Genomic DNA, 20057 nt, shown 5'->3' with positions numbered 1-20057 from the left:
GGGGCGTGCCTGCGCGCAGGCTTCTCCCCCCTCGGCTTGCCCCTTCCGGCTTTCAGGCCACTCGCACCTCGGCAATTCAGGCTTCAAGCCTGATTCATCGTTTTCTGCACCGGCAGCGTTCTTGCTGGCGGATGCCTCACCCGCATTTCCCCATGTCCACCGCCATCGCTCAGCAGAAGATCCGCATCCGTCTCAAGGCGTTCGACCGCCGCATGCTGGATCTTTCCTGCGAAAAAATCATCGAAACCGCCGATCACACCGCCGCCACGGCTATCGGCCCCATCCCCCTGCCCACCAAGCGCAAGATCTACTGCGTTCTGCGCTCACCCCACGTGGACAAAGACTCCCGTGAGCACTTCGAAACCCGCACCCACCGCCGCATCATCGACATCTACAGCCCTTCCTCGAAAACGATCGACGCGTTGATGAAGCTTGATCTCCCGAGTGGCGTCGATATCGAAGTCAAGCTCTGAGCCGCATTGGCCCCGCCCCTGCACCCGCCTGGCTGTTCGTGAATGGGTTGGCCCAGGCTGCCCCAGAATTCGCTTCCCCTTGCTGCTGCCTGCGCCCCATTGACGACCCCGCCCGCTTCCCCGGCGGGCTTTGTTTTTTCTAGAATCGCTCCGTCAGGCTGCCCGGCGCTTCAGGAGCTGCCAGGGCCGGCGCAGCCAGCGCCAGTCCTTGCCGTGTTGTTTTCTTCGAACATCGAGGCAAAACACTCCTCGCTGCTTCCTTCTGGCAAAGCACCCGGGCACCGGCCCTTTCAGGCCTTCTGCTCCCTTCCATCCGTTTTTCCAGCCCTTTCTCCACCCACCCATCCGTGACTGATCTGGCCGTGAGGGAACTCCCCCTATTCCCCCTGCCGGATGTGGTGCTGTTTCCGCAGGAAGTGCTGCCGCTGCATATCTTCGAGCCTCGCTACCGCATGCTCCTGCAAACGGTCCTGCAGACAGATCGCCGCTTCGGGGTGATCCGCTGGGACCCACAGGAAAAGAAGATGGCTTCTGTGGGCTGCTGCGCGGAAATCCTCCAGTGCCAGACCCAGGAAGACGATCGCAGCAACATCGTGACCATGGGGCAGCAGCGTTTCCGTGTGCTCGAAGTGGTGCGGGAGGCCCCGTTCCGGGTGGGCATGGTGAGCTGGATCGAAGACGAAACCGACGAGAGCCCGGACACTCTCAACGCCTTGGCCGGCAACGTGACCCAGGCCCTGCGGGATGTGGTCGACCTCACGGGCAAGCTCGTGGGGCGGCCGAGCAGCCTGCCCAACGATCTGCCTGACCTGCCACGGGAGCTCTCGTTCTGGATCGGTTCCCATCTGGGCGGCCCCGTGGCCGATCACCAGCAGAGCCTGCTGGAGCTCACCGACACCGGCGAGCGGCTGCGTCAGGAATTCGCCCTGCTCGACCAGACCCGGCGCCAGCTTGCGGCCCGCACGGTCCTCAAGGACACCTTCAAGGATCTGGGTGAGCCCCCCAGGGATCCCTCCTGATGGCCGGCCTTCCCCTCCCCGCGCTGGCGGCTGTGGCTTCTGTGGCCGTGCTGGCGGGCGCCTTCGTGGTGTGGCAGCGGCGCAACCGCAGCTTCGAGAGCACTGCCACCGTGGCGGAGGCCTACGACCGCTGGACGGAAGACCGGCTGCTGGAGCGGCTGTGGGGCGATCATGTGCACCTCGGTCACTACGGCACCCCACCGCATCGGGCCGACTTCCGTGCCGCCAAGGTGGCCTTCGTGCACGAGTTGGTGCACTGGAGTGGCCTGGATCAGCTGCCCCCTGGCTCCAGGCTGCTGGATGTGGGCTGCGGCATCGGTGGCAGCGCCAGGATCCTTGCCCGTGACTACGGCTTTGAAGTGCTGGGCATCAGCATCAGCCCGGCGCAGGTGGAGCGGGCCCGTCAGCTCACCCCAGCGGGCCTCAGCTGCCGGTTTGCCGTGATGGATGCCCTTGATCTCGACCTCCCGGATGGGGCCTTTGATGCGGTGTGGAGTGTGGAGGCAGGGCCGCACATGCCCGACAAGCAGCGCTACGCCGATGAACTGCTGCGCGTGCTGGCTCCCGGTGGGCTGCTGGCGGTGGCCGACTGGAACCGCCGCGATCCCTCCGCCGGAGCGCTCAGCGCAGTGGAGCGCTGGGTGATGCGTCAGCTCCTGGATCAGTGGGCCCACCCGGAATTTGCGAGCATCCCCTCATTTCGCCGCAACCTGGAGCTGAGCGTCCATGCCGGCGGCGCTCACACCGACACCGACGACTGGACCCGCGCCACCCTGCCCTCCTGGATCGATTCGATCCTGGAAGGGGTTCGCCGGCCGGGCGCCGTGCTGGGGCTGGGTCCGGCCGCCGTGCTGCAGGGCATACGCGAAACCCCCACCCTGCTGCTGATGGACTGGGCCTTTCGCCATGGCCTGATGGCGTTCGGTGTCTTCCGCTGCCGCCGCGGGCCGGACACCACGCCCGCGGCGGCCGCCCTGGCTAACCAGCAGGCGAGCGCTCCTCCTCCGCGAGATTCGTGAGCGGATAGGCCCCGAACAGAGCCAGGTGCTGGCACAGCCCCCTGAGCTCTTCGATCGCCTGCTGGAGCGCCTCACCGGCCGCAGGCCGCTCAAGATCCACGAAGAACAGATACTCGCCCATCTCACGTTTGGACGGCCGCGACTCGATTCGGCTCATGTTCAGCTGGCGATGCGCGAAGCAACTGAGCGCCTCCAGCAGCGCACCCGGGCTGTTGGCATGCAGCGAAAACGCCAGGCTGCAGTGGGTGCTGCCTTCGGCGGGACCCCCCTCTTTCTGCAACAGCAGGAAGCGGGTGCAGTTGCCGATCACGTCATTGACCGGATAGGCCAGCACCTCGAGCCCGTGCTCCCCTGCCGCCTGACGCGAGGCGATCGCTGCGCGGAAGCGGCTGCCTGCCACCAGCCGGGCCGCTTCGGCGGTGGAGCTGGTGGGCAGCTGCAGGGCATCGGGCAGGTGTTCCGCCAGCCACTGGCTGCACTGGGCCAGGGCCTGGGGATGGGAGAGCACCTCGCTCACCCGGTCGATCGGACCGCTGCCCAGCAGGGCATGGCGGATCGGCAGCACCAACGCCCGGCGGATCTGCAGGTCGGAGTGCTCCCAGAGCACATCAAGGCAGGCGGTGACGCCGCCCTCCACCGAATTCTCCACCGGAACCACGGCAGCACTGCAGCCACCGTCGGCGAGGGCCTTGACCACAGCACGAATGCTGCCCTGCGGGACGAATTCCGGATCCTGGAAGCCTTCCAGGGCAGCGAACTGGCGCGCCGCCTGTTCTCCGTAGGTGCCGGCGGGTCCGAGGAAGGCGAGACGCATGGGGGAAAGGGAGCGCAGACCGGTGGATAGGATCATCCTCCGCCGGCCTCCCCAGGCGATGTCTCTGGCCTTCAGCGCCAGCCAGCAGCTCACCTTGCCGGTTCACGGGCAGGCCGAGCAGCTGGCCGATTACCTCGATGACGAACAGCGGGTGATCCGGGCCTTGCTTGAACCGCGCCAGCTCACGCCGCTCAGTCCTGGCCACTACCAGTACGAAGTGAGCGGATTCAAGGTGTTCCAACTGCAGGTGCAGCCGGTGGTGCAGTTGCAGGCCCAACGGGAGCCGGGGCGGCTGGAGCTGGAAGCCCTCGATTGCCGCCTCGTGGGACTCGAAGCCGTGGACGACTTTGAGTTCACGCTCCAATCCTGGCTGGCGGTGAACGACGGCGGCTTGGAAGGCGAAGCCCTGCTGGGCGTGCGCGTGAGCCGCCCCACCGTGCTGGGGCTGATCCCGCCGCGCGTGCTGGAGGCCACCGGCCGGTCACTGCTCAGCGGCATCCTGCTGGGCATGCGCAAGCGGGTGGGGCAGAACCTGCTGAGTGATTTCAGCCAGTGGTGCGAAACCCGCTGAACCCGCTCCCGGCGGCCATGGGCTTCGCAGAGACGGCAGGCAGTACGGCAGGCAGTGGACAGTGGCCTTTTCCAGAGGCGATAGCGGTCTGCACAGAGGCGGCAGAGAGCTCACAGCTCACAGAAGAGGCCCGGGGCTGATCATTCAACGGAGCGGCGGCCAGTCGGTGCCGGCCAGCACCTTGCCCAGAAAGCAGGCCCGGTGCAGCGGCGTGGGCCCGAGCCTGCGCAGGGCCTGGCGATGCAAGGCCGTGCCATAGCCGGCGTGCCGCTCCAGGCCATAGCCAGGGAAGCGGCCGGCCAACCGCTGGATCAGGCCATCGCGGGCCTGCTTGGCCACAACGCTGGCAGCGGCGATCGACAGGCAGTGGCGATCGCCTCGCACCAGGGTGATCTGTGGCCCGCTCCACAGGCGCAGCGGCAGCACCCCATCGACAATCACGAGGCGGGGCGGCGCGGCCAGCCGCTGCAGCGCTCGCAGCATGGCCAGTTCGGTGGCGCAGCGGATGCCGTGATGGTCGATCTCCTCAGCCGAGGCCTGGCCGAGCGCGCACTGCGCCGCCGCCTCCACGATCAAGGGCAGGAGCCGGCGGCGCTGCAACGGCCGCAGGGCCTTGCTGTCGGTGAGTCCGGCGGCTGCCAGAGGCGGCAGCGCGGATGCCGGCAACACCACGGCGGCGGCGAACACGGGCCCGAACAGGCTGCCCCGCCCAACCTCATCGATCCCTGCGCAGACACCGGGATCATGCTGGGCATAGGGATCGGCTGGAAGCTGCGGCTCTGCTGCCGCTCCTTTCCCAGGGTGGGCGCCCACGGGCCGTGGAGAGCGGGCAGGCGCTGGGCTCAGACCGCCGCCGAAGAACGGCGGCGTCGGCGGCGGGGCTCACCGGCCGGGTCGTCGGCAGGGGTTTCGGGGGCGGGATCAGGCTCGCTCTGAGCGGCCACAGCGGCAGCCGGGTGGTCGGTGATGCTCACGGCGGCGGGCGTGGCACGGCCGACGGTGCGGGTGATCGGCACCTGCAGCACCGTGGTTTCAATCACGGTGGTGTGGACTGCGGGAGAACGGTCGGTGTCGATCGGCAGCGGGGTGATTTCCACCATCACGGCATCACCGGGATCGCGGGTGGAACTCCAACGGTCTGTGCCGGTCTCTGCCGTTGAAACAACGACGGGGGCGGGAGCATCGCTGGGGTAGTCGGCAGCGGTGCGGGGGGCAGCGGCGCCATCGCCACCGCCACGGCCGCCACGGCGACGCCGCCGGGAGCCTGAGCCGGACAGCTGCTGACGAGCGGCGTCGAGCACCGCCTCCTCTGATTCGCCGGGGCGCACGACCCGGACGACCACGTTGTCGCCGGCAGGGGGAGACTCCAGCAGCAGGGCGGGGTTGAGGCCCATCCAGCCGTAGACGAATTCCTGGTCGTCGTCCATGGGGACAGCCACCAGCTCGGGGTCGTGGCGGCGGCTGACGCCTTCAGAAGCACTCAGCGGTGCTTCCACCACCCGGGGAGCGGCCGGCTCGTCGTCGATGGAGACGAGCACGGGGGTGACTTCGATCAGCTCATTGCCGCTGCGGCTACCGCGACCACCGCGTCCACCACGGCGGCGGCCACTGGGCTCGGGCGCGGAGGGGCTGGGCGCCTCGGCGCGGGCGGAGGCAGCGGAGCGCACCAGGCCGGTGACCGTGGCGAGTGGCTGGAGGGTGTCCTTGCCGGGGAGAACGGCCACGTGGCCGAGGCCACCGCAGCTGGGGCAGGCGCGTCCGAACAGCTCGTAGATGTTCTGGCCCTGGCGTTTGCGGGTGAGTTCCACCAGACCAAGCTCGGTGAGCTGGGCGATCTGAGGTCGGGCGGCGTCGTCGCGCACGGCCGAAGTGAAATGCTCGAGCAGCATCAGCTGGTCGCGGCGCGACTCCATGTCGATGAAGTCGATGATCACCACACCGCCGATGTTGCGCAGCTTCAGCTGACGCGCGATTTCAGCCGCCGCTTCGCAGTTGGTCCAGAGGACGGTTTCCCGTGCATTGGCGGAACGCGTGAAGGAACCGGAGTTCACATCGATGACAGTGAGCGCCTCGGTGGGCTCGATGATCACCGACCCGCCGGAGGGCAGATCGACGCGCGGCTTGAGGGCATCGCGGATGGCGGCGTTGATCTTGTGGTGCTCAAGGATGTCGGTGCTTTCGACATGGTGCTCCACCAGCAGATTGGCCTGATCGGCACCGAGGAAGGCGTTCACGCGGCCGACGGCCGCTTGGGTGTCAACCACCACGCGCTGCACCTCGGGGCTGTAGAGGTCGCGCAGCACCCGATGGACGAAGTCTTCGTCGCGGTTGAGCAGCGCCGGCGGGGTGGCCGTTTCCGCCGCTTCCTGGATGCCCTCCCACTGACGCAGCAAAGCTTCGAGATCATCGATCAGCAGCTCCTCGCTGATGCCTTCGGCTTCGGTGCGCACCAGCAGGCCGGCGCCGGGCGGCTTGATCAGCACACCCAGGGCCCGCAGACGGTTGCGCTCGCTCTCGGCACTGATCCGCCGGGAGATGTTGACCCCCTGGCCATGGGGCTGAAGCACCAGGTAGCGGCCAGGCAGCGTGAGATTGCCCGTGAGACGCGGCCCCTTGGTGCCGGTGGGCTCCTTCATCACCTGAACCAGCACCTTCTGGCGTGGCTCGAGCAGTTCAGTGATGCCGGCAGCACCCTTCCTGAGCCTCAGTGGGCCGAGGTCGGTGACATGAATGAAGCCATTTTTCTCGCTCTCTCCGATGTTGACAAACGCTGCATCAATGCCGGGGAGCACATTCTCGACGCGCCCGACGTAGACGTCGCCGATCTGGTAGCGACCCTGGGCAACGATCAGTTGATCGACGCGTTCGTCGTTGAGCACCGCGGCGATGCGCAGTTGCTCCGCAATGACGATCTGCTGGGGCATGGAGGAAAGAGGGTGGCTCGGAGAAGCCCTGCCATGGGATGGGGATTACCCCCTGAAGCAATGAAGCGATGAGCCGATCGTGCTGAGAAGCCGACCGTCTGCTGCATCAGCAGAATGAGACGGAAGAAAAAGCCTTTGAGGAGCAAGCTCTGGAGGTTCAGCCTCCGTTGACGCCCGAGCTGCCGGAACGGGAACGGACCGGTTGCTGCTGGGTGTGACTACGGCGAACACGCCGCAGGAGCGGGGGCCATAGACGATGCGGCTGTGGATCGAAAGCCACAGACGGATCTGCCGTCTGAGGTGAAATTAGCACGCGCCAACCCCAGGCCCTTCTGCCGCTGGATCTCGGCCCCGAGCCGTTCACCTTGGTTCGCAGGAGTGCATCGCTGCTGTGGCTCGCAGGAGGGGGTAGCCAGCGTGGCTGGCTGCTGTTGAGGGCGACCTGCCGCTGCAGGCCTTGGCCCTCAGGCCGGCGGCGCCAGGATCAGACGTTCACGCCGGCAGGGGCCCAGACGCAGGGGCTGGCCGAGCGCCTCCACCAGCCACTGGCGCACCTGATCGGGGCGGATGCTGCGGCCCTGGGCATCGATGCGGGCCTGCAGGCGGAGTGTCACTGACGCAGGGTCCGTGATGACACGAGAGGTTTTGTCAGCGCCCTGCGGCGCTGACAGCAGCTCCAACGCGATCAGGCAGGGGCGGCAGTCCCGCTCGCGGGGGCGGCCCTTCTTGTCGCTGTCCCGCCAGGGGAGGGTGGCGGACTGCAGCAGATGCTCGATCGCCCGGTGCCAGTCGTCGGTGGACGGAGCCATCCCGGGCTCTGCGCCGGCGGCGACCTCCGGGAGCAATTGCAGGCTCCAGTGGGCCTCCGCCAGTTGCTGGGAGAGAGCCGGGCCCGCCAGGGGCACCTCCTGCACCGAGTGCAGGGAGAAACCCTGTGGAAGCTGGGCCTGCAGCCGCGCGAGCACCTCCTCCGGTGGACAGACCTGAGCGAACTCCAGATCGAGCCATTCACCTTCCGCCTCCACACCCAGCGGCAGCGCCAGGGCGAACTGCAGCCGGGGCAGGGGATGAAAACCGCCGCTGAAACTCACCGGCAGCTGGCTGCGGCGCAGGGCCCGCTCCAGCAGGCGGGCCAGATCGAGATGGCTCAGCAGTGCCAGCGAGCCCCGCTTGCTGAAGCCGAAGCGCAGCCTTTGGATCCGTTCGCTGGCGGGGCTGCGCGGCGGCTGCGCCGCAGGGATCGGTGGAGGCGCCACCACCACGTTGTGGCCGAACTCCGGCCCACAGACGCCGCAACTGCTGCAACCCTCAAAGGAGCAGTCCGGCACCACCACTGCAGCGAGGGCCCGTTGCAGGTCTTCGGCCAGCCAGCGCTTGTCGACACCGGAATCCACGTGATCCCACGGCAGTGGCTGGGCGCAGAAGGCCTCCAGATCAGCGCCGCTCAAGGCACCGGTGGCCGTCCAGTCCCCCAGCTCCAGCGCCCGGTAGCGGCCGCCCAGTCCCTCGGCCTCAATCGCCCCGGTCCAGGCGGCGTGGGTGCGGTCGATCGTTTCGAACCAAGCATCCATGCCGGCTCCGGCCCGCCAGGCCGCCTCCAGCACCGGTGCCAGGCGCCGGTCGCCCCGGCCGATGAAATCCTCCATCGCCGACAGGCGCGGATCGGTGACATTGCACTTGATGCCCTTGAGCGGGCGCAGCTCCCGGCGCAGCAGCTCCTGGCGCCGCCGGAACTCCGCTGTGGACACGCTGTGCCACTGGAAGGGTGTGTGGGGCTTGGGCGTGAAGTTGCTGATCGTGAGGTTTAGCTCCAGCCGCCCCAGATCGCGGCACTGCTGCTGCAAAGCGCGGCAGGTGTCGGCGATGCCGATCACATCGGCGTCGGTTTCACCGGGCAGGCCGATCATGAAATAGAGCTTCACCTTGCGGTAGCCGTTCTCCATGGCGGTGCGGATGCCGCGCAGCAGCTCCGCGTCGGTCAGCCCCTTATTGACGATGTCGCGCAGGCGTTGGGTGCCGGCTTCCGGGGCGAAGGTGAGGCCCGCCTTGCGGGTGCCGCCCAGGATGTGAGCAATGTTCTGGTCGAAGCGGTCCACCCGCTGACTGGGCAGCGTGAGGCTGACGTTGTGCTCGGAGAGGCGGTTGCGCAGCTCCACGCCCACCGCAGGCAGGGCGAGGTAATCGGAGCAGCTGAGCGACAGCAGGGAGAAATCGCTGTAGCCGGTGCGGGCCATGCCCTCCTCCACCGCTTCGATCACGGCCTCGGGTTCCACATCGCGGGCCGGACGGGTGAGCATGCCGGGCTGACAGAACCGGCAGCCCCGGGTGCAACCGCGGCGGATCTCGATCGTGAGCCGGTCGTGGACGGTTTCGATGTGGGGAACGAGGCCCATGCCGTAGTGGGGCATGGGGGTGGCCACCCGCCGCAACACGCGCGCCGGCAGCTCCGGCCGCAGCGGCTGAAGGGTGACACCATCGGGGCCCGGGGCATAGAGCGCCGGCACGTAGACGCCGGGCACCTGGGCCAGATCAGCCAGCAGCGCTGAGCGGCTCAGCCCGTCGGCCTTGGCCTCGGCCACCACCAGGCCAATCTCCGCCAGCAGTTCCTCGCCGTCGCCGAGGGCGAAGAAATCGAAGAAGGCGGCGAACGGTTCGGGATTGCTGGTGGCGGTGGGGCCGCCGGCGAAGATCAGGGGTGGGGCTGCCGGGTCGTTGAGCGGCAGGTCGCCCCGGTCGGCGGCCCGCAGTGGCAATCCCGCCAGATCCAGCATCTCGAGGATGTTGGTGGCGCCCAGCTCGTAGCTGAGGCTGAAGCCGAGGATGTCGAAGACGGCCAGGGCGCGGCGGCTTTCGACAGCGAACAGGGGTTGGCCCTGCTGGCGCAGGCGCTCGGCCAGGTCGGGCGCCGGCAGGTAGGCGCGATCGCAGAGCTGGCCTGGGATCGCATTGAGAATCGAATAGAGAATGATGTGGCCGAGGTTGCTGGCGCCCACCTCGTAGAGATCGGGATAGGTGAGACACCAGCGGGCACCGGCGCTGTCCCAGTCGCGCGGCAGCACGCCCCGTTCGTTGCCCAGGTAACGGGCGGGGCGGGCGATGGTGCTGTCCACCAGCTGGTCGAAAGCGACGCGCCCGTGAGGCAGCGGAGGGGTCGCGGCGATGGCGGTGGGCGTCGCGGCAGCAGCGGAACCACACGAAGTCGCCATGGTCATGGCTGAACGCTCAGCAGGCCGCAGGCTGATCGTAGGCAGCTGTCAAGGAGCGCCCGCAGCTAGCTGCTGGTGCGTGCGGGGCAGGGCTGGGCAAGCAAACGGGGCAACTGCAGCAGGGGCCTGACGCAGCGGTGACCTGCTGCGTTGCACTCGTGCTGCTTCCAGCGCGTGCGGCGCCGTAGCAGGATGCCTGCCAGCGACATTGGCGGCGGCAGCAGTGGTTCAGGTCAACGGCAACTACCTCAAACTCAAGGCCGGGTATCTCTTTCCGGAGATTGCCAGGCGCGTGAAGGCCTTCGCAGCGGCCCATCCCGACGCCCCCCTGATCCGGCTCGGCATCGGCGATGTGACCGAACCGTTGCCTGCAGCCTGCCGCGAAGCGATGAAGGCCGCCATCGACGCCATGGGCACGGCGGAAGGCTTCCATGGCTACGGCCCGGAGCAGGGCTACCTGTGGCTGCGCGAAGCGATCGCCCGCCACGATTTCCAGGCCCGCGGCTGCGCGATCGATGCCGAGGAGATCTTCATCTCCGATGGCTCCAAGTGCGACAGCAGCAACATCCTCGACATCCTCGGCCCCGACAACCGCATCGCCGTCACCGACCCCGTTTATCCGGTGTACGTGGACAGCAATGTGATGGCGGGCCGCACCGGTGAGGCTGACGCCAGCGGCCGGTACGGCGGCCTCACCTACCTGCCGATCACGGCCGACAACGGCTTCATCGCCCCGCTGCCCGAGCAGCCGGTGGACCTGATCTACCTCTGCTTCCCCAACAACCCCACCGGCGCTGTGGCCACCAGGGCCCAGCTGCAGCAGTGGGTCGACCATGCCCGCGCCACGGGCGCCCTGATCCTGTTCGATGCTGCCTACGAGGCCTTCATCCAGGACCCCGAGCTGCCCCACTCCATCTATGAGATCGAGGGGGCCCGCGACTGCGCCATCGAGTTCCGCTCCTTCTCCAAGAACGCCGGCTTCACCGGCACGCGCTGCGCGCTCACCGTGGTGCCCCGCGGCTTGATGGGCACCACCGCCGCAGGAGAAGCGGTGGAGCTGTGGGGGCTGTGGAACCGGCGGCAGAGCACCAAGTTCAACGGCGTCAGCTACATCGTGCAGCGGGGCGCCGAAGCGGTGTACTCCGCCGCAGGGCAAGCCGAAGTGAAGGCTCTGGTGGCCTTCTACATGGAGAACGCGGCGATCATCCGCCGCGAGCTGGCGGCGGCCGGTCTGCAGGTGTACGGCGGCGAGCAGGCCCCCTACGTGTGGCTCAAGACCCCCGCCGGCCTCGATTCGTGGGCCTTCTTCGACCGTCTGCTGGAGGAGGCCAACGTGGTGGGCACCCCGGGCAGCGGTTTCGGCGCCGCAGGCGAGGGCTACTTCCGCCTTTCCGCCTTCAACAGCCGCGCCAACGTGGAGGAGGCGATGGCCCGCATCGCTCGCGCCTCCCTGGTGCCTGCTTCCGCCGGAGTTGCCTAAATTCGAACCTCACGTTTCTGGCTGCGCGCCGCTCGTCACCCCGTCCCCTTGCCGTTGTTCCTCCTTTGGCGATGACCCTTCCTCAGGCGGTTGAAACCCCCGGCCGATCACCCGGGGGTGCGGCGGTGATCGACAAGGAGGTGCAGCGGGTGCGCAAGCCCTCGCCGCGCTACCGGGTGCTGCTGCACAACGACCCTGTCAACTCGATGGAGTACGTGGTGTCCACCCTGCGGCAGGTGGTGCCCTCCCTGAGCGAGCAGGACGCCATCGCCGTGATGCTGGAAGCCCACAACACCGGCGTGGGGCTGGTGATCGTCTGCGATCTGGAGCCGGCGGAGTTCTACAGCGAAACCCTCAAGGGCAAGGGTCTCACCAGCACGATCGAACCGGAGGCGTAGTGGAACCCCTGGCTCCCGCGCCGCTGACCACACCGGAACAGCAGAGCCGCCGGCCCCATGGCCTCGGCACCCTGCTGTACGTTCCTGTGCTCTACGGCGTGGGCTGGCTGACGGCGCGGCCGCTGCAATGGTTGGCGCCGGGCCTGCGGCCTGATCAGATCGACCTGGCCGGGCTGGTGGTGGCCCTGCTGCTCCTGCTGTTCAGCCTGCCCTGGCGCCTACGCCGCAGCTGGGGAGCCACCCATCCCTGGCGGCGGCTTGGAGTGGTGGCGACACCGCTGATGGCGGTGCGGGCGTTCCTGGGCGGACTGGCCAAGGCCGCCCTGCTGCTGGCACTGGTAGCCGCTGTGCTGCTGGCCAGCGGACAGGCTGCGTGGCAGCTGGATCTGAAGGCCGGCGAGCTGCTCAACGCCCTGGCCCTGCTGCTCGGGGTGGGCTTCGCCGAGGAATTGCTGTTCCGCGGCTGGCTCTGGGGTGAGCTGTCCCTGCAGCTGAGCCACCGCCGCGCCCTGCTGCTGCAGGCTGCGCTGTTCGCCCTGGTGCATCCCTGGTACCGGGCCGGCAACCCTGGAGCCATCGGACTGCTGGGCGGGCTGATCCTGCTGGGGCTTGCTCTGGCTCTGCAGCGACGCAGTGACGGGGGCGTGCTGTGGGGAGCGATCGGCCTGCATGGCGGCCTGGTGGGCGGCTGGTTCGTGCTCCAGACCGGGCTGCTGCAACTGGCGCCTGAGGCGCCGGCCTGGCTGGTGGGACCCGGGGGGGAGGTGCCCAATCCAATCGGAGGCCTGATCGGCTGGCTGGGGCTGGGGGCACTGCTGGCCTTGGGCTCCCTTACAGAGAGACGCGAACCGGGTTGATGGAGTGGTGGATACCGTTCCAGGATCACAACCGATCGCTTGTTTCCAGGATGAATCAATACCTCCAACCAAGCGAACCGCAGCGCAAGGATGGTCAGTCATCCAGCAATCATTCTCAAAGACATGTCCTTGAGCGCCCCTGTGAACAGTGGGACCATGACTGACGACTGCTGCAGAAATGGAGAATGGTCGCCAGAAATATTCAGTAGCCTTGATGGCTTTCCAGCAGGACATTGCCACTCCGTTGAAGCAGCCGCCCAATCGATTCATCACGATTCCGTTCTTTTTTGTCCGGTTGACTCGTACTCCCCACCTCCATCCTCAGTGATTTCCTCCCTGCTGTCCGATGCACAGAGCGCCGGGGTCTGACAAGGTTTCGATGCCGCTTCACTGGCCGATAGGAGGACGTGACTTCGGATAAAGATCCCGCCAAGACCTCCCAAGGGATCGATGATCAGATCCCTCCAAGACATGCCCGAGGCCCGTCCCCGGGTTGGCGATCAGCCGCCCCGGCGTTGCCGACGTGAGGACAGAGACCGCCCTTGAGGTATCTGAGACCCCGCCCGGCGGGGATGATTTTGTGCGGAGTTTCAAGCTCAGCTGAACATCATCAAAGCCTGGAGATTCGGAATTTATCGCAAGATCGATCGTCAGGTGGGCAGCACGAATCTCCCCTTGCGCAGAACGAAGCGCAGCACCGTTTCCATTCTCGTGGTGATGTCCGCGGTGAAGTTCATTCCCAGACGCACATCACAGCGCCTTGAGCCGGATCGCATCACCGTGGTGTGCGGCACCACGGTGACTTCGTATCCCGACGAGGTCCCTGCTGCTGATGGCGCTGGGGATTGAGGCGGTGCCTGCGCAGCCGCCGGCCTGATCACGTCTGGAGAAACAGACCGCACCGTTCCCCGCAAGGTGCCGAAATCGGGGAAAGGACAACCAGCAAGGCGAAGGTCCACCCGCTGACCTGGCTTCACGTTGTCGATATCTTCGGAGGCCACGGTCATCTTCGCCACCAGCCCCCTGCCGCTGGGGGCGATGCGAGCCAGCTCTTGGCCCTGCTGGACCACCTGCTGGGGGTTGAACAGCTGCATGGAGAAGAGCACTCCATCCACAGGCGCACGCACCAGGGTGATGCCCAGATCCCGGCTGACCTGGGCGCGTTCCCCGCTGTTGGCGGCGAACTCCTGGGCGAGCCTGGAGAGCTGGGCATTGTCGCGAAAACGCACCTCCTCGACGGCGCGTCGGGCCTTGGCCAGGTCGGAGCTGGCCACCTCCAGGTTGGCGGCCTTCTCATCGAGCTGGAGCGGTGCGATCGCTCCGCTGTTCCTCAGCAGCTGGAAGCGGTTGAACTCCGCCTGGGCCAGCTGGAGGGCGGCCTGGGCCTTCTCCACCTGCAGCTCAGCACCCTGCACCGCCGCCCTGTTCTGGCTGCGCAGGGCCTCCAGTTCCCGTTCGAGGGCGCTGCGGCTGGAGGCCAGTTGCTCCCGCCTTCCCTCCAGGTCGGCGGGATCCAGCACCGCAATCACCTGGCCCCGACGCACGGTCTGATTGGCCCGGGCGTCGACGCTGCGCACCCGGCCGCTCAAAGGGGCATGGATGACACTGGTTTCTCCAGTGGGGCGAATCTGGCCGCTTCCACGCACCACCACCCGGTAGGGCCAGACCGCCATCAGGCCGACCGCGCTGACGAAGCTTCCCAGCATCACCAGACCGAGAAGCCTCACCCACGGCCGCACTGAAGGTAGAAACTCCTCGCTGGTGCTGGGCCGGAGCACCAGACCGGCATCGACCTGCCGCGCTGCGAGTTTCTCAGGCTTTCGGGCCTCCGCCGACACCGTCAGCATGGACCGGGCCGAGGGCGGATCAACAGGAGATGGATCGCTCATGCGGGCAGGAGATAGGGGGTGAGTGGTTCCACATCGCGCAGGTCCTGGGGCCGTCCCTGAAACTTAACCTTGCCGCGCTCCAGGTACACGATCCAGTCGCAGCGGAGGATCACGCTGGGTCGGTGGCTAACCATCACGGTGGTGAGACCCTGCCGCAGCGGCAGAAGCCGATCCAGCAGACGGCGCTCCAAGCCGGGATCCAAAGCCGCTGTGGATTCATCCAGGATCAGCACCGGCGGCCTGGCCACCAGCGCCCGGGCGATCGCCAGACGCTGCCGCTGGCCGCCGGAGAGGTTGGCACCGAACTCACCCAGCACTGTCTGATAGCCATCGGGGAGCTCGCGGATGAACTCATCGGCCAGGGCCAGATCACAGGCAGCCACCACCTGATCGAAGCCGGCATCGGGATAGGTGAAGCGAAAGTTCTCCAGGATGGTTCGATTGAAGAACTGCGGATCCTGTGGGATGAGCGCCACCTGCTGCCGGAGGCACTCGAGCGAGATGTCCTTGAGCCCGTAGGGTCCGTAGTGAATCGTGCCGGTCTGGGGCGGATAAAGACCCGCCATCAGCTTCACCAGGGTGCTTTTGCCGCAACCTGACTCGCCGATCAATGCCGTCATGAAGCCGCCCGGGATCGTGATATCGAAATCCTTGAGCAGCTCCATGCGCCCGGCATGGTGAAAGCCGAGATCCTGGCAGCGGATCTCACAACCCAGTGGAAGCGCCACCCAGGGCTTCGTTGCGGCCTTGGGATCCTCCACCGTGCCATTGAGCACCTCCGAGAGGCGATGGAACACCACCTGAGCAGTGATGAAGTCGCCGGCGAAGGCCACCAGCGAATCCAGGAACTCCAGCACGTTGAACCCCATGCCGTTGAAGGCCAGCAGCTGGCCGATGCTCAGCCGGCCGGCGATGACAAAAGTGCTTCCATACCAGAGCAGCGCCAGAGTGGTGACGTTGGAGAGAAGCTCGGTGGTGCTGGAGCCAAACAACTTCAGCTGCAGCGTCTTCCAGCGCAGATGAGACAGGGTTCCGAAATTGCTCTGGTATTCATCCCAGACCTGCGGGGTAGCTTCGGTAGTTTTGAGAACCTGGGCCCCGCGGAAAGCCTCGACCAGGAACCCCTGATTCTCGGCGGACTGCACGATGAGACGGCGGGTCTTCTGACGAAGCGCAGGCAGGAACAGCAGATTGGCACTCACCACCAGCAGGAATGCGAGCAAGGCAACGACCGTGAGGGCAGGGCTGTAGGCCAACATCACCGCGAGCGACACCAGGGCGACGAAGAGCTGGCTGGGGAGGCCAAGCACCACATCGCCGATCAGACCATTGATGCGGTTGACATCGCTGATTCGGCTCACAACTTCGCCGCTGCGGTGGCTGTCGAAATAGGTCATCGGCAACCTCAGCAGCTGATGGCCGTACTCGAGCAACATCCCGAGTTGCAGGCGCTGGGCGAAATGGCCCACGAGATGGCCCTGCAGCAGGGAGATCAGGTTGCGGAATACGAACAGCAACAGCATTCCCAGCCCAAGGCTGGTGAGCAACTGGCTGTCCCGCCTCACCAGCACGTCGTCGGTGAGGAACTGCATCAGCAGCGGCATCGCCAGAGCGAGTAGACCGATCACCGCATTAATCGCCAGGGCCTGCACTAGCAGGCCCCGATAGGGCAGCACCAACCTCAGGAACCGCAGGAAGGGGGCCCGTTGAGCCTCCTCCTGTTGGCTCAGACGATGGAGATCGGGCTCGAGCAGCAGCATCACGCCGTTGCTCCAGCCCTCCAGAAACTCCCGCTCGGACAACCAGCGCAGCCCAACAGCCGGATCGGCGATCAGGTAGCTCTGCCTGCGCTTAACGTGGAGGACCACCCAGTGATTGCCCTTCCAGTGGCAGATCGCTGGCAGGGGAACGGTGTCGAGATGCCGAAGCAAGTCGGACTCGGCACGCACCGCTCGGGCCTGAAAGCCGATGGCGTCGGCCCCTCGGCGCAGCCCCAACAGAGTGGAACCGAGGGAGCCGGTGCCGACCAGCTCACGCACACGCGCGAGAGAAAGATTCCTGCCGTACTGGCGAGCCACGGTCGCGACACAGGCAGCGCCGCAATCCTCCTCGGAATACTGCTCGACGAAAGCGTAGCGGGGCATTGAATGGAGAACGCATCAGGAAAGTAGGGGACTAGACGTTCAAGTGACACTGAAACTGTGGCGGTTCGCAAACCGAATCAACGGCGCGCTGCGACATAGAGCCTCACACTAAGGAAGATTTTGCAGGCCTTTTCAAGCGGCCGGCTGTCGAAAGGGATGGGGCAGCCAGCTGGATCTTCCTCAACCAGGAAGACCCAGCGAGAGCGAACCCATTCCCCAGCAGATTCAACAAGCCCTTTCGGCGCGCTGACTTAGCACCCCGGTATAAAACCTGCGCAGCAGAATGGGCCGAGGATGCGGAACAAAGTCATGGACGACTTGGAGCCTGGAGACCATGCAGTGAACGAGAGTCGAGAGTCCGGCCGTCTGCCGCCATCCCGCTGAACGCTCCAGAAATCATCACCCGACAGCCGTAGCAAGGGCCCGGCGCCCTTCCACCGGCGCATGCAGCGACTCCTCCAACGGGGCCGTGCCGTAATCGCGCTCGAGCAGATCCATCACGGTGCGGCCGAAATCAGCGGGGTTCGTCTCGAAGGCTTCCAGACAGATCCGGCCGAAGGTGCTGCCGAGTGGCTCGGGATTCCAGAGCAGTTTCCTGGCCGTCCAGGGCATCATGCTCATCGGGTTGTAACCGGGCTGCAGAATGTTCTGATCAAAGGCGTACTGCTCCAGGTGCGTGTGGGGCTGCAGGCCGATGAAGAAGATCGCCGGCTCCACCTGCTGCACGCCGAAGATCCGCTCAAGCTCCCGGTGATAGGCCACGGTCTGGCGGATCGTTTCCGGCCGTTCATCAATCACGTTGAAGGAGTAATTAACGGACACCGTTTCGCGGAAGCCGGCGCGCACCAGCAGGCGGCAATTCTCCAGCACGGTGCGAAGGTTGTAGCCCATGCGCATCTTGCGCACCAGCTCCTGGCTGCCGGAGGTAATGCCGATCTCGAAGTAACTCATGCCCGTAGCTACCATCAACTCAGCCAGTTCAGCGTCCAGGTTGTCGGCGCGGATATAGGCCGCCCAGCGGATATCGCTGAGCCCCTCCGCCTGAATCGCCCGCAGCAGCTCCTTGGCATCCTCGATATAACGACGCGCAGGAATGAACTGGGCATCGGTGAACCAGAAGCCGCGCACGCCGCGGTCGTAGAGCTGACGCATCTCTGCCACCACCTCAGCCACCGGGTTCACCCGCACCTGCTTTCCTTCCACCACCGTGTACACGCAGTAGCAGCAGTTATGCGGACAGCCTCGCTTGGTCTGCACGCCCACATAGAAATCACCCGCATCGAGATACCAATCGAGCTGGGGCCAGATTGAAGCGATGTAGTTGTAATCGCAGGCTGTTTTGATCAGACCGGCGGGCTGCTCGTGAATCAGGCCAGGCCGGGGCTCTTCGCCCACCAAAAAACAGCGTTCACCATCCAGTGAGACGCCTTCAATCAGCTTCTCCAGCAGTGGCTCGCCTTCGCCCACCGACACCACCGTGCCCTTGGGCAGGCGACGGCCCAGCTGCTCGTAGAACACGCTCACCGCACCACCGCCGAGCACGACGCGGGCGCTGGAGTGATAGCGGCGGGAGCGGGCCAGGCCCTTGCGCACCAGGCGCAGATTGCGCCACAGCTCTCCATAGAACGCCCCCATCAGACGCAGCCCCCCGATGGCACCGCGCAGGCGTTTCAGCGGGTCGCGCGCATAGAACACCTCGAAGGAGTTCTGCAGGGGGTTGCCGCCCCGGCCATCCACCGGCGCATAAATCTGAATGTCGCGCCAGGAGAACACCAGCAGGGTGGGACGGAAGGCGTCGATCGTGGCCAGCAGCACCCGCTCCACATCCAGCACCGGCAGGGCCGCCAGATCAAGCAGGCGCTGGGGCAGCTGCGGGAAGCGTTTGTGCAGATGATCGGCCAGATACACCGGACCGACGGGAAAGATCGGATTGCAGGGCAAGCGGATCAGCAGCACCCGCTCGCCATTGGGGCCTTCGGCGTGATCGGCAGGCCGGCCCGGCGAAGGTTCCGGTGAAGGTTCGATGGTGGTGGCGTGCGGCACGTCCAGCCGGTTCATGCGAAGTCGGACGCTAACAATCTCACTTCAAGATCAGTGGCCCGGCGGCGCAGGGCAGGCGGCAGCCAGGCGATCCAGGCGGGCTGCACGCACAGCCGCGGGCGCAGCTGCCAGCCGGCAGCCGCCAGCCGGGCAGAGAGCTGGGCCGGGCTTGGTTGGGGGTAGGCGGGATTGATCACATCGTGAACATCGATGCCGCCCAGGTCGTTGATGCCGGCAGCGATCGCGTCCGGCAGGCCATCGAGCGGCCACAGGTTGGCGGGCAATTGGAGGTTCACCTCGGGCGGCAGCAGCCGGCGCGCCAGCCGGATCGAGTCGAGCACCGCCGCCTGCTCCGCTGCATCCAGCGGGCGGGCCTGCGCGCCATCGGGACGCCAGGGCTGAAGAATCACTTCCTGGAGATGGCCCCAGCGGCGCTGCAGCCTCGCCAGCAACTCCAGCGCACGGCGGCGATCCGCCGACGTTTCGCCCACGCCCAGCAGCAGACCGGTGGTGAACGGAATGCCCAGCCGGCCGGCCTGCACGAGCTGGCCGATGCGCCGCTCCAGCCGCTTGCTGGGGGCGGCCCGGTGCAGACGGTCGTAGGCGGGGCCCAGCCCTTCGAGCATCAGCCCGAGCGAGGGGTTCAGCCGCCCCAAGGCCGCCATTTCCCGCAGCGACAGCGGGCCGGCATTGGTGTGAGGCAGGCGCCCCATGGCGAGCGCCTCCCTGCTCAGCGCCAGCAGCCGGGCGAACCAGGCGACCCGCTGCGGAGAAGCGGGGGCGGTTTCTCCGGAGAGCAGCAGCACTTCGCTGGCCTGAGGCCGTCGGAGGAGCTGCTCGCGGGCTTCAGCTGTGGTGAGCAGTGGCGCAGTGCCGGCGGGGCGGCGAAAGCTGCAGTAGGTGCAGGCGTTGAAGCAGGCGTGGGTGGGCACCAGGGTGACGCTGGGGCTCCAGCGCACGACGGGGTCGCGGCTGCGGCGGATCGCCGCGTGGCTTCGCCTTCTGTTCTGCCGGTGCAGCTGCATGCTCATCTCTGCCGGTGCAGCTGCCTGTTCATCCGCCTGTGTGAATGCTCTTGCGCCGCCACTGCTGAAAACGAAGCCAAACCTTAAGCGCCCCACACATCCCGCAATGTGCTGTTACATTGCGTCAGGCGAAAGGCTCCGGCCTGCGGAGGGGACGTTCCCCCGACGCTTTCGCCTTACTTAACCGACCCCTTCGGG

15 protein-coding genes are annotated in these 20057 nt (G+C 66.5%); 7 read left to right on the top strand and 8 right to left on the bottom strand.

From position 1 onward, the window contains the following. The first annotated feature begins 152 nt into the window (after positions 1 to 152). The 3 genes from rpsJ to KBZ19_RS13795 all read left to right on the top strand — a co-directional run bounded on the left by rpsJ (position 153) and on the right by KBZ19_RS13795 (position 2511). Positions 153 to 473: a 30S ribosomal protein S10 gene (gene rpsJ, locus KBZ19_RS13805; RefSeq protein ID WP_094514372.1), complete on the top strand. Its 321-nt coding sequence runs from the start codon at positions 153 to 155 to the stop codon at positions 471 to 473. 347 nt (positions 474 to 820) lie between these two features. Continuing rightward, positions 821 to 1492: an LON peptidase substrate-binding domain-containing protein gene (locus tag KBZ19_RS13800; RefSeq protein WP_255101340.1), complete on the top strand. Its 672-nt coding sequence runs from the start codon at positions 821 to 823 to the stop codon at positions 1490 to 1492. Then, a complete protein-coding gene (locus KBZ19_RS13795) occupies positions 1492 to 2511 on the top strand; it encodes a methyltransferase domain-containing protein (protein WP_255101339.1) in 1020 nt (339 codons plus the stop codon). Before KBZ19_RS13800 ends, KBZ19_RS13795 begins: the two co-directional genes overlap by 1 nt. Here the strand turns inward: KBZ19_RS13795 and pheA are convergent. Further along, complete coding sequence (gene pheA / locus KBZ19_RS13790) at positions 2471 to 3325, bottom strand: prephenate dehydratase (protein WP_255101338.1); 855 nt, start codon at positions 3323 to 3325, stop codon at positions 2471 to 2473. The genes KBZ19_RS13795 and pheA overlap by 41 nt on opposite strands. Before the next feature lie 58 nt (positions 3326 to 3383). Here pheA and KBZ19_RS13785 point away from each other — a divergent pair, with 58 nt between their 5' ends. Next, a complete protein-coding gene (locus KBZ19_RS13785; protein ID WP_094514383.1) occupies positions 3384 to 3896 on the top strand; it encodes a DUF1997 domain-containing protein in 513 nt (170 codons plus the stop codon). A gap of 144 nt (positions 3897 to 4040) precedes the next feature. On the opposite strand, the gene KBZ19_RS13780 is transcribed toward KBZ19_RS13785, so the two are convergent. The 3 genes from KBZ19_RS13780 to KBZ19_RS13770 all read right to left on the bottom strand — a co-directional run bounded on the left by KBZ19_RS13780 (position 4041) and on the right by KBZ19_RS13770 (position 10032). Further along, a complete protein-coding gene (locus KBZ19_RS13780) occupies positions 4041 to 4709 on the bottom strand; it encodes a ribonuclease HII (protein WP_255101337.1) in 669 nt (222 codons plus the stop codon). A 29-nt stretch (positions 4710 to 4738) separates the two neighbouring features. Beyond that, positions 4739 to 6820: an Rne/Rng family ribonuclease gene (locus KBZ19_RS13775; RefSeq protein ID WP_255101336.1), complete on the bottom strand. Its 2082-nt coding sequence runs from the start codon at positions 6818 to 6820 to the stop codon at positions 4739 to 4741. A 464-nt stretch (positions 6821 to 7284) separates the two neighbouring features. Then, positions 7285 to 10032 (bottom strand): TIGR03960 family B12-binding radical SAM protein, encoded by a 2748-nt coding sequence (locus KBZ19_RS13770; RefSeq protein ID WP_255101335.1) that lies wholly within the window; start codon positions 10030 to 10032, stop codon positions 7285 to 7287. 217 nt (positions 10033 to 10249) lie between these two features. On the opposite strand from KBZ19_RS13770, the gene KBZ19_RS13765 reads away from it, so the two are divergent. The 3 genes from KBZ19_RS13765 to KBZ19_RS13755 all read left to right on the top strand — a co-directional run bounded on the left by KBZ19_RS13765 (position 10250) and on the right by KBZ19_RS13755 (position 12761). Continuing rightward, complete coding sequence (locus tag KBZ19_RS13765; RefSeq protein ID WP_255101334.1) at positions 10250 to 11506, top strand: LL-diaminopimelate aminotransferase; 1257 nt, start codon at positions 10250 to 10252, stop codon at positions 11504 to 11506. A 71-nt stretch (positions 11507 to 11577) separates the two neighbouring features. After that, positions 11578 to 11904 (top strand): ATP-dependent Clp protease adapter ClpS, encoded by a 327-nt coding sequence (gene clpS / locus KBZ19_RS13760; protein ID WP_255101333.1) that lies wholly within the window; start codon positions 11578 to 11580, stop codon positions 11902 to 11904. Continuing rightward, positions 11904 to 12761 carry a type II CAAX prenyl endopeptidase Rce1 family protein gene (locus KBZ19_RS13755; RefSeq protein WP_315856364.1) on the top strand — a complete coding sequence of 286 codons (858 nt, stop codon included), beginning with the start codon at positions 11904 to 11906 and terminating at the stop codon, positions 12759 to 12761. The genes clpS and KBZ19_RS13755 overlap by 1 nt, the downstream gene beginning before the upstream one ends. Positions 12762 to 13411: 650 nt before the next feature. On the opposite strand, the gene KBZ19_RS13750 is transcribed toward KBZ19_RS13755, so the two are convergent. The 4 genes from KBZ19_RS13750 to cofG form a co-directional block, all read right to left on the bottom strand. Beyond that, the gene (locus tag KBZ19_RS13750) at positions 13412 to 14488 is read right to left on the bottom strand and encodes an HlyD family efflux transporter periplasmic adaptor subunit (protein WP_255101332.1); all 1077 of its coding nucleotides are present in this window, start codon (positions 14486 to 14488) and stop codon (positions 13412 to 13414) included. Positions 14489 to 14646: 158 nt separating this feature from the next. Next, on the bottom strand, positions 14647 to 16794 hold the full coding sequence (locus KBZ19_RS13745; protein WP_255101331.1) for a peptidase domain-containing ABC transporter: 2148 nt from the start codon (positions 16792 to 16794) through the stop codon (positions 14647 to 14649). A 399-nt stretch (positions 16795 to 17193) separates the two neighbouring features. After that, a complete protein-coding gene (locus tag KBZ19_RS13740; protein WP_255101330.1) occupies positions 17194 to 18852 on the bottom strand; it encodes a photosystem II high light acclimation radical SAM protein in 1659 nt (552 codons plus the stop codon). Further along, positions 18849 to 19859: a 7,8-didemethyl-8-hydroxy-5-deazariboflavin synthase subunit CofG gene (cofG, locus tag KBZ19_RS13735; protein ID WP_399220386.1), complete on the bottom strand. Its 1011-nt coding sequence runs from the start codon at positions 19857 to 19859 to the stop codon at positions 18849 to 18851. The genes KBZ19_RS13740 and cofG overlap by 4 nt, the downstream gene beginning before the upstream one ends. Positions 19860 to 20057: the final 198 nt, after the last annotated feature.

The sequence above is a fragment of the Synechococcus sp. L2F genome (genome assembly GCF_024345695.1).
GTDB lineage: Bacteria > Cyanobacteriota > Cyanobacteriia > PCC-6307 > Cyanobiaceae > MW101C3.
This window is presented reverse-complemented; position numbering and strand designations above follow the sequence as displayed.

Coding starts and splice junctions, on each gene's coding strand:
- KBZ19_RS13795 (WP_255101339.1), top strand. CDS start 1,492: ATGGCCGGCCTTCCCCTCCCCGCGCTGGCGGCTGTGGCTTCTGTGGCC.
- KBZ19_RS13775 (WP_255101336.1), bottom strand. CDS start 6,820: ATGCCCCAGCAGATCGTCATTGCGGAGCAACTGCGCATCGCCGCGGTG.
- KBZ19_RS13785 (WP_094514383.1), top strand. CDS start 3,384: ATGTCTCTGGCCTTCAGCGCCAGCCAGCAGCTCACCTTGCCGGTTCAC.
- clpS (WP_255101333.1), top strand. CDS start 11,578: ATGACCCTTCCTCAGGCGGTTGAAACCCCCGGCCGATCACCCGGGGGT.
- KBZ19_RS13745 (WP_255101331.1), bottom strand. CDS start 16,794: ATGCCCCGCTACGCTTTCGTCGAGCAGTATTCCGAGGAGGATTGCGGC.
- cofG (WP_399220386.1), bottom strand. CDS start 19,859: ATGCAGCTGCACCGGCAGAACAGAAGGCGAAGCCACGCGGCGATCCGC.
- rpsJ (WP_094514372.1), top strand. CDS start 153: ATGTCCACCGCCATCGCTCAGCAGAAGATCCGCATCCGTCTCAAGGCG.
- pheA (WP_255101338.1), bottom strand. CDS start 3,325: ATGCGTCTCGCCTTCCTCGGACCCGCCGGCACCTACGGAGAACAGGCG.
- KBZ19_RS13740 (WP_255101330.1), bottom strand. CDS start 18,852: ATGAACCGGCTGGACGTGCCGCACGCCACCACCATCGAACCTTCACCG.
- KBZ19_RS13770 (WP_255101335.1), bottom strand. CDS start 10,032: ATGACCATGGCGACTTCGTGTGGTTCCGCTGCTGCCGCGACGCCCACC.